Here is a 7,942-nt window from a genome sequence, read left to right as displayed (position 1 = left end):
TGAGCGGGGGACCGTGGCCGGGCCCGGCCACGGACCGCCGCTCACACCGGGGTCACACCTGGGTCATGCCTGTGTCACTCGACGACCTTCAGCAGCTTGTTCGGAGTGCCCGCGCTCGGGTTGGTGACCTTGTCGGCCGTGGCACCCTCGGTGAGGGCCTTGGCGACCTGCTCCGGAGTCGCGTCCTGGTGGCCGGCGAGGTAGACCGCCGCGGCGCCGACGACGTGCGGGGTCGCCATCGAGGTGCCGGAGATGGTCTTGGTGCCCTCGTCGCTGTCGTTCCACGACGAGGTGATGTCGGAGCCGGGGGCGTAGATGTCCACGATCTCACCGAAGTTGGAGAAGTCCGACTGGGCGTCCTCCTTGGTGGAGGAGGCGACGGTGATGGCTTCCTTGACCCTCGACGGAGAGCCCTGGCCCGCGTCGGAGGACTCGTTGCCGGCCGCGACGCCGAAGGTGACGCCGGCGGCGACGGCCTTGCGGACCGCCTCGTCGAGGGCCTCGTCGGCGCCGCCGCCGAGGCTCATGTTGGCGACGGACGGGCCTTGGTGGTTCTGGGTGACCCAGTCGATGCCCGCGACGACCTGCTCGGTGGTGCCGGAGCCGTTGTCGTCGAGGACACGCACGGCGACGATCTTCGCCTTCTTGGCGACGCCGTGCGCCGCGCCCGCGACGGTGCCGGCGACGTGCGTGCCGTGGCCGTTGCCGTCGTCGGCGGAGTCGTCGTTGTCCACGGCGTCGAAGCCGTGTGTGGCGCGACCCTCGAAGTCCTTGTGGGAGATACGGACTCCGGTGTCGATCACATACGCGGTGACGCCCTCACCGGCGCTGTCCGGGTAGGTGTACTTGCTGTCGCCGGCCGTGTCGGCCTGGTCGACCCGGTCCAGGCCCCACGACGGCGGGTTGTCCTGGGTCGCGTTGATGGTGAACTTCTTGTTCTGGACGACCTTGGCCACGGCCGGGTCGGCGGCGAGACGCTTGGCCTCCGTCTCCGTCAGACCGCTGGCGGAGAAGCCGTTGATGGCGGAGCTGTAGTTGCGCTGCAGCGTGCCGCCGTACTCCTTGGCCAGGCCCTTCTTGTCGGCGTTCTCGTCCAGCATCACGATGTAGCTGCCGGCGACGGCGCCCTTGGCGTTCGCACCGTAGATCTTGCCCTCGGCGGGAGCGGCGGCTCCCGCGAAGGATGTGTTGAGCAGCGTGACGCCGGCTGCGGCGGCCACGGCAGTGATGGCTGCGGTGAGCTTGATCCTGCTCGCGCGCTTGTGAGTTGCCATGAAGAGGGGTCTCCTCGTCAAATTTTGTGGGGGGATCCGCCCACGGACGGAATTTCTCCGGGGGCTGGCTCGAAACCCTGACCGATTGACGCGCCCAGATCAAGACCTTCATACAGCTGTGACTTAGAAAACAAGGTTCCGCAATAAGAAATCGGCCAGGGCGACCCAAGTCGGGCATCGACCCCAACCGGCGTACTCAGCAAGGGGATTGCGCCCCACTTCCGAGGCTTGGGGCCCCTCCGCGAGAAGAGGCCGCACCCTGCCGCACATCACCGCTCGACAGGGCGGGACGACCTGAATACGCCCATGCTTTCGAAGCGGATCCGGCACTCGTGCGCAGAAAGCTCCCACACACACCTCACGCATGCATCACGGATATGGCCATTCGTACACGCCATTTACACATTCGCGCACGAGCGCGATGAAGGACGAATTCACACAAGGGGCGGCGGGGCCGTCCCGTCGCCCTGAAGCCGGAGGCCTTAACGGGACGGGAGTTCCGCCTCGATCAGGTCCGCCGCGCGTCGCGTGCCGCCTTCGCCGGCCATCCCGGACTTGATCTCCGCGAGCCGCCCCGCCACCTGCGGGTCCCCGACGAGCGCGAGTACCGCGTCCCGCAGTTCCCCGGCCGGGGCGTCCGTCTCGAGACGCCGCGCCACCCCCAGACCCACGAGCATGTCCGCGTTGCCGAACTGGTCGACCGCCTGCGGCACGGCCACCATCGGCGTGCCGGTGGCGAGGCCCTCCTGGCTGCCGCCCGCGCCCGCATGAGTGATGAACGCGTCGGCCTGCTTGAGGATCGCCAACTGCGGTACCCAGGAGCGCACTTCGATGTTGTCGGGGACATCGCCGAGCTCGGACTTGTCGACGTACCGCCCGATCTGGAGCACCACGTGCCACCCCGGCAGGTTTCCGAAGGCCTTCACGCACTCACGGTAGAAGCCCGGCTGCTTGGTGAAGGTGGAGCCGAGCGAGACGAGCAGGACCTTCTCGGCGTCCGCCGGCCGCTGCCACTCCCCCTGGCTCCTCCGGTCGCCCTGGCAGGCCCCCACGAACGAGTACACGGACTCGTCGACGCGGTCCGCGTTCGGCTGCAACACCCGGGGGATGAGGACGATGCTGCGGCGTGGCCGCCCGACGAACGGATCGGGATGCGTGGTGATGCCGTTCTGCGCGAGCCAGTCGGCGAAGCGCGCGTAGTACGCCTTGCCCCGTTCCGACGCCCGCAGCTCGACGGCCATCGGCTCGGCGACCTCTTCCTCGTACCCTTCCCAGGCGACGAGGTTGGGCGAGAGCGAGACGGCGGGCACACCCCAGCGGTGGGCGAGGACAATCGCCGGGTACGAGGTGATGTCGTGGATGACGAGGTCCGGTTCGTCGCCCTCGAACGCCTCGATGAGCTGCGGCAGTACCTGGATGGCGTCATTCAGGAACGGCTCGATGTTGTCGATCAGTTCCGTGCCCCATGCCTCCGGCTCGTCCTCGGTGGGGAGCGTGGAGGTGTAGACGACGGGCTCGGCGCCGGTCTCCGCAACGCGGTCCGCATACGAGGCGGGGATCGCGTAGCTGACGCGATGGCCGCGGGCGACGAGCTCGCGGATCACCTCGATGCTCGGGTTCACATGCCCCGGGGCCGCGATGGAGAACATGGCGATATGGGCGCGCTGCGATTCGGTCATGACGCGAGACTAAACGAGACGATACGTCTCGTGCAACTTACCTTCCCGTGCCTGCCGGGCCCCGGCACTCCCCCGTCAGCGCTGATAGCGCGCGAGCACCAGGTTTCCGTCCTTCACCAGCCGCTCCTTCAGGTCCTCCTCGTCGATCGCGCCGCTGTAGTACTCCTGGTACGCCGGTGTCGCGACCTTGTCTTTCCACTCCGGATAGCCGCGTACCGACTGCGCCGGCGCCGGGCGCAGATCACGGGCGAGGGCCGCGCCGGTCGCCCAGCCGTCGTTCTCCGTGTGCAGCGCCGGGTCCTTCAGCGCCTCCGTACCGGTCGGCAGCATCCAGTCGCCCTTCGCCAGCCGGACCATGTTCTGCGGCCGCAGCATGAAGTCGATGAACTGCGCCGCCTCTTTCTGGTGTGCGCTGTCCTGCGAGACGGACAAGGTCTGCGGGCTCACGCCCTGGGCCGGCCCTTCCGGGCCCGCGGGCGCCGGCAGCACCGTCCACTCGAAGCCCTCCGGCGCCTGCTGGGCGATCTGCTGCCGGTAGGAGAAGCCCAGCGGCACCATCGCGTACCTGCCACCGAAGAACCCCGGCAGTGCGTCGGAACCGCCCATGCCGAGCGTGCTGCGTGAGGCGCTCCCGTCGACGTTGACCTGGTCGTGGATCGTGCCGGGCACGACGGCGTCGCCGGCGGTGAAGTCAACGGTCACCCTGCCGTCGTCACCGCGGTGGAACAGCTGCCCGCCCGCGGACAGACCGAGGTTGAGCGTGACGGAGACGGGCTCCTTGAGTGGCCAGGCGACGCCGTACCTCCCTTTCCCCATCTTCTGCGTCAGATCCTTGGTGACCTGGCGGAACTCCTGCCAGCTCCAGGGTTTGTCGGCCGTCGGGATCCGGACGTCGGACTCCTCGAGGATCTTCCTGTTGGCGATCAGGACCCGCGGTTCCTGGAGGAACGGGACGCCGTAGACGCCGTCGCCGAACGTGGTCGTCTCCCAGCTCTGCTTCGGGATGTCCGAGGTGAGGCGCTCGGGCAGCAGCCCGCTCAGGTCGGCGAGATATCCCCCGTACGCGAAGTCGGCGAGGTCGTCGGAGGCGTCATGGATGATGTCGGGCGCCTCGCCGCCCTCGAACGACGTCAGCAGCTGGTCGTGGACGCTGTCCCAGCTGCCCTGGACATACTCGACCTGGACGCCGGGATGGGCCGCGTTCCACTCCTCCACCAGCTCTTTGTTGGCGTCGACGGACTCCTTCTGCCAGGCCAGCGACTGGAAGCGGAGCCTGATCGTCCCGTCGGACTCGCCGCCGTCCCCGCCGCAGCCGGTGAGCAGCAGCGCGAGTGAAGCGGCGGCCGCCGTCAGCCACCTGACCCGTGCCGTCCCGCGTGCGCGCATCAGCTCTTCACCGCCCCTGCCAGCATCCCACCCGTGATCCGCTTCTGGATGACCGCGAAGATGACGAGCGAGGGAATCGTCGCGAGGAACGCGGCGGCGGCGAGCGGCCCGAGGTCGGCCACGCCCTCCGCACCGAGGAAGTGGGTGAGGACGACCGGCAAGGTCTGCTTCTCCGGGGTCTTGAGCAGGACGAGGGCGAAGAAGAACTCGTTCCAGGCGGTGATGAACGCGAACAGCGCGGTGGCGACGATGCCGGGCGCCAGCAGCGGCGCGGTGACCGACACGAGCGTACGGAGTCTGCCGGCGCCGTCGACCGCCGCCGCCTCCTCCAACTCGCGCGGCACGGCCCGCACGTAACCCACCAGCATCCACAGGGCGAACGGCAGCGACCAGACGACGTACACCATGATCAGGCCGAACAGGGTGTTGATCAGATGGAGGTTCTTCAGGATCAGGAAGAGCGGGATGATCACCAGGACGAACGGGAACGCCTGGCTGACGACCACCCATCCGGTCGCCGCGGTCGTCAGCCTGCTGCGGTTGCGGGCCATCGTGTAGGCCATGGGGGTCGCGATCACCACGGCGATCAGCGCGGCGGCAAGGGCCGCGAGCAGACTGTTGCCCGCGGCCTGGAGCAGCGGCTGCTCGTCGAACGCCTGCCGGAAGTTGCCGAGGGTGGGGTTCTGCGGAATCCACGTGGGATGCAGGGACCCCAGCTCGCGTGGCGGCTTGAAGGCGGTCGAGATCAGCCACAGAAACGGGAAGGCGAGGAAGACCAGGTAGGCGAGGAGTGCCAGATACTGCCCTGCCCGCCCTGCCCTGCCGGTGCGAAGGGCAGTCATGCGTCCTCGCCTCCCTTGAGCCGTCCCACGAGATAGAGGGCGAGCATCACCGAGATCACCGCGACCATGATGCAGCCCATCGCCGCCGCGTACCCGAACTGCCCATAGCGAAAGGCTTCTTCATAGGCGAAGAGCATGGGCAGCCTGGTCCGCCCGCCGGGCCCGCCGTTGGTCAGCACATAGACCAGGGCGAAGGAATTGAAGTTCCAGATGAAGTTGAGGGCGGTGATGGCGAGTGCGACGGGCTTGAGCGCGGGCCAGGTGACGGTACGGAACCGGCGCCAGGCGCCCGCGCCGTCGAGGGCCGCGGCCTCGTGCAGCTCGTGCGGAGTGTTCTGCAGTCCCGCCAGCAGGGCGACCGTCGTCTGCGGCATGCCCGCCCAGACCCCGACAATGATCACCGCCGGCAGCGCGGTGGCGAGCCCGGTGAGCCAGTCCCGGCCGTCGCCCAGGCCCAGGTCGCGGATGGTCTCGTTGAGGACACCGGCGTCCGGGTTGTAGACGAGCCGCCACATGATGCCGACGACGACCTCCGGCATGGCCCACGGGATGATCGCGAGCGCCCGGGCCAGCCAGCGCAGCCGCAGCTGCTGGTTGAGCAGCAGGGCAAGCCCCAGCGCGAGCAGGAACTGCGGGACGGTCACGCCGACCGCCCACAGCAGGCCGATCCTGAACGAGTCCCAGAACAGTGTGTCGTGAAGGAGGTCCTGGAAGTTGAGGGTGCCGATCCACTCGGTGGGCTCGGTGCGCCCGGCCTGCGAATCGGTGAAGGCCAGAGCGATCCCGTAGAGCAGGGGACCGACGCTCAGCACCAGGATCGGAAGCAGCGCGGGCAGGACCAGGAACCAGGCACCGAGGTCCATGACCCTTTTTCGGGCCGTGCCCTTCCCGGGCCGTCCGTCGTCCGGCTCTCCGGTGTTCTTCCCGGACCGCGCCGTTACGGTCGCCGATGTCACGTATTCGACTCCTTCGGGCGGCTGGTCAGGACAGTCCCGGGACGCCCGGCGGCCTGGCGTCATGGTGCTGACGAGCTGTCGGTTCGTCAAGGTGACCTGCACGGATGCGAAACTTTGTCGGGTTCACGACGGTGCTGGGAGAGGGCGAATGGACGAGACACGGGCACGCGAGGTGCTGGCGGAGGCCGGGCTGCCGGCCGACGCGCCGCTGCTGGCGCTCGGTGAGAACGCCGTGTTCGCGGCGGACAAGGTGGTGGTCAAGGTCGGCCGGGACGATGAGCTGCTGCCGCGTGCCGAGCGTGAACTGGCCGTCGCCGCCTGGCTGGAGGCCGCGGATGTGCCTGCCGTGCGGGCCGCGGAGCCCGTGCCGCGACTGGTCGCCGGACACCCGGTGACGGTGTGGCACCGGCTCCCGGACGCCCTACGGCCCGCGCAGCCCGCCGACCTGGCACGCCTGCTGCGGCTCGTCCATGCGCTCCAGTCCCCTCCCTTCGAGCTGCCCAGCCGGGATCTGCTCGGCGGTGTCGAACGCTGGCTGCGGCTGGCCGGCGACGCGATCGACCCCGCCGACGCCGCCTTTCTGCGGGCGCGCCGCGACGGTTTCGCCGATGCGGCGGCCGCGCTCACCCCCCGTCTGCCGCCGGGTCCCATCCACGGCGACGCGCTCCCCCGCAATGTCCATGCGGGTCCGGACGGTCCCGTCCTGGTCGACCTGGAGACCGTCTCGTCGGACCTGCGCGAACACGACCTCGTGGTCATGGCCCTCTCCCGTGACCGCTACGGCCTCGACCCCGCCGCCTACGACTCGTTCACCGAGACCTACGGCTGGGACGTGCGCACCTGGGACGGCTGCGCCGTGCTGCGTGGCGCCCGCGAGACCGCCAGCTGTGCCTGGGTCGCCCAGCACGCCCCGTCCAACCCCGCGGCGCTGGCCGAATTCTCCCGCAGAGTGGCGTCCCTGCGGGACGACGACCCAGAGGTGCGCTGGTACCCCTTCTGAGGGTGCCCGAGTCGGCGCTTCTCCCTGGCCTGCCCCATGCCGGCGCGCCTTGTGAACTCCTCGCCGGGCCGGTGTGTTCAGCCGGCGACCGGCGCGAGCTCCCGTAGTGGCCACGAGGCGTCGACCACGGCGTCGGACGTGCCCTTGCGGCGCAGAAAGCCCTGGAAGTCGGCCGCCCACTGCGCGTACCAGGCCACCTGCTGGTGGTGCAGCTCCTCCACCTCGAGGCCCGCCACCATGGCGTGCCGCTCCGCTATCGCACAGGCGACCAGCACCGCGGCGTGCGCGTCCGCGTCGGCGTGGTGGGCACTGTCGAGGGCCACCCCGTACTCGACGCAGACCGCTTCGAGTGTGCGCTTCCCTTTGCGGTAGCGGTCGACAGCCCGGTCGATCGTGTACGGGTCGACGACGGGGCCGATCGGCCGGCCGCCCAGCCGCTCGTCCAGCGAAGGCAGCCCGTGCCGTTGCAGCTCAGCCGCGAGCAACGTCAGATCGAAAGCGGCGTTGTATGCGACGATCGGAACGCCCTGCTGCCAGTGGCCGGTCAGCGCCCCGGCGATCTCGTCGACCACTTCGCGGGCGGGGCGGCCTTCGGCGGCGGCTCGCTCGTTGCTGATGCCGTGGATGGCGGAAGCCTGTGCCGGGATGCTTATCCCCGGATCCGCCATCCAGCCGTGCCTGCGCACCGGTTGCCCGGCCCGCAGCTCGACGACGGCGGCCGTCACGATGCGTGCGTCGAGCGGATCGGTGCCCGTCGTCTCCAGATCGAAGCCGACCAGCAGCTCGCGGTGCCAGGACATGAGTG

General features: G+C 69.3%; 7 protein-coding genes. 1 reads left to right on the top strand and 6 read right to left on the bottom strand.

All coding sequences use genetic code 11. The features are described 5' to 3' along the window. Positions 1–74: 74 nt before the first annotated feature. The 5 genes from ACIQ7Q_RS26720 to ACIQ7Q_RS26700 form a co-directional block, all read right to left on the bottom strand. Positions 75–1,274 (bottom strand): S8 family peptidase, encoded by a 1,200-nt coding sequence (locus ACIQ7Q_RS26720; protein ID WP_403867134.1) that lies wholly within the window; start codon positions 1,272–1,274, stop codon positions 75–77. 482 nt (positions 1,275–1,756) lie between these two features. Beyond that, entirely contained in the window at positions 1,757–2,953 is a 1,197-nt protein-coding gene (mgt, locus tag ACIQ7Q_RS26715) for a macrolide-inactivating glycosyltransferase (protein WP_403867131.1), read from the bottom strand. 75 nt (positions 2,954–3,028) lie between these two features. Further along, a complete protein-coding gene (locus ACIQ7Q_RS26710) occupies positions 3,029–4,339 on the bottom strand; it encodes an ABC transporter substrate-binding protein (RefSeq protein WP_403867128.1) in 1,311 nt (436 codons plus the stop codon). Next, the gene (locus ACIQ7Q_RS26705; RefSeq protein WP_403867125.1) at positions 4,339–5,181 is read right to left on the bottom strand and encodes a carbohydrate ABC transporter permease; all 843 of its coding nucleotides are present in this window, start codon (positions 5,179–5,181) and stop codon (positions 4,339–4,341) included. Before ACIQ7Q_RS26705 ends, ACIQ7Q_RS26710 begins: the two co-directional genes overlap by 1 nt. Beyond that, on the bottom strand, positions 5,178–6,137 hold the full coding sequence (locus ACIQ7Q_RS26700) for a carbohydrate ABC transporter permease (RefSeq protein WP_403867122.1): 960 nt from the start codon (positions 6,135–6,137) through the stop codon (positions 5,178–5,180). The genes ACIQ7Q_RS26705 and ACIQ7Q_RS26700 overlap by 4 nt, the downstream gene beginning before the upstream one ends. Before the next feature lie 148 nt (positions 6,138–6,285). On the opposite strand from ACIQ7Q_RS26700, the gene ACIQ7Q_RS26695 reads away from it, so the two are divergent. Then, positions 6,286–7,137: a phosphotransferase enzyme family protein gene (locus ACIQ7Q_RS26695; protein ID WP_403867118.1), complete on the top strand. Its 852-nt coding sequence runs from the start codon at positions 6,286–6,288 to the stop codon at positions 7,135–7,137. A 77-nt stretch (positions 7,138–7,214) separates the two neighbouring features. Here ACIQ7Q_RS26695 and ACIQ7Q_RS26690 read toward each other — a convergent pair whose 3' ends face one another. Beyond that, positions 7,215–7,937, bottom strand: coding sequence for a 3'-5' exonuclease (locus tag ACIQ7Q_RS26690; RefSeq protein ID WP_403867115.1), 723 nt, complete (start codon positions 7,935–7,937; stop codon positions 7,215–7,217). Between the last annotated feature and the right edge of the window lie 5 nt (positions 7,938–7,942).

Origin of the sequence: Streptomyces sp. NPDC096176, assembly GCF_044763255.1 — a bacterium.
Classification (GTDB): Bacteria; Actinomycetota; Actinomycetes; order Streptomycetales; family Streptomycetaceae; genus Streptomyces.
The sequence above is the reverse complement of the archived record's forward strand: the minus strand, read 5'-3'. Positions and strand labels throughout refer to the sequence as shown.

Bases quoted from the DNA above. Each gene is read 5' to 3' on its own strand.
- ACIQ7Q_RS26695 (WP_403867118.1), top strand. From the start codon at position 6,286: ATGGACGAGACACGGGCACGCGAGGTGCTGGCGGAGGCCGGGCTGCCG.
- mgt (WP_403867131.1), bottom strand. From the start codon at position 2,953: ATGACCGAATCGCAGCGCGCCCATATCGCCATGTTCTCCATCGCGGCC.
- ACIQ7Q_RS26720 (WP_403867134.1), bottom strand. From the start codon at position 1,274: ATGGCAACTCACAAGCGCGCGAGCAGGATCAAGCTCACCGCAGCCATC.
- ACIQ7Q_RS26705 (WP_403867125.1), bottom strand. From the start codon at position 5,181: ATGACTGCCCTTCGCACCGGCAGGGCAGGGCGGGCAGGGCAGTATCTG.
- ACIQ7Q_RS26690 (WP_403867115.1), bottom strand. From the start codon at position 7,937: ATGTCCTGGCACCGCGAGCTGCTGGTCGGCTTCGATCTGGAGACGACG.
- ACIQ7Q_RS26710 (WP_403867128.1), bottom strand. From the start codon at position 4,339: ATGCGCGCACGCGGGACGGCACGGGTCAGGTGGCTGACGGCGGCCGCC.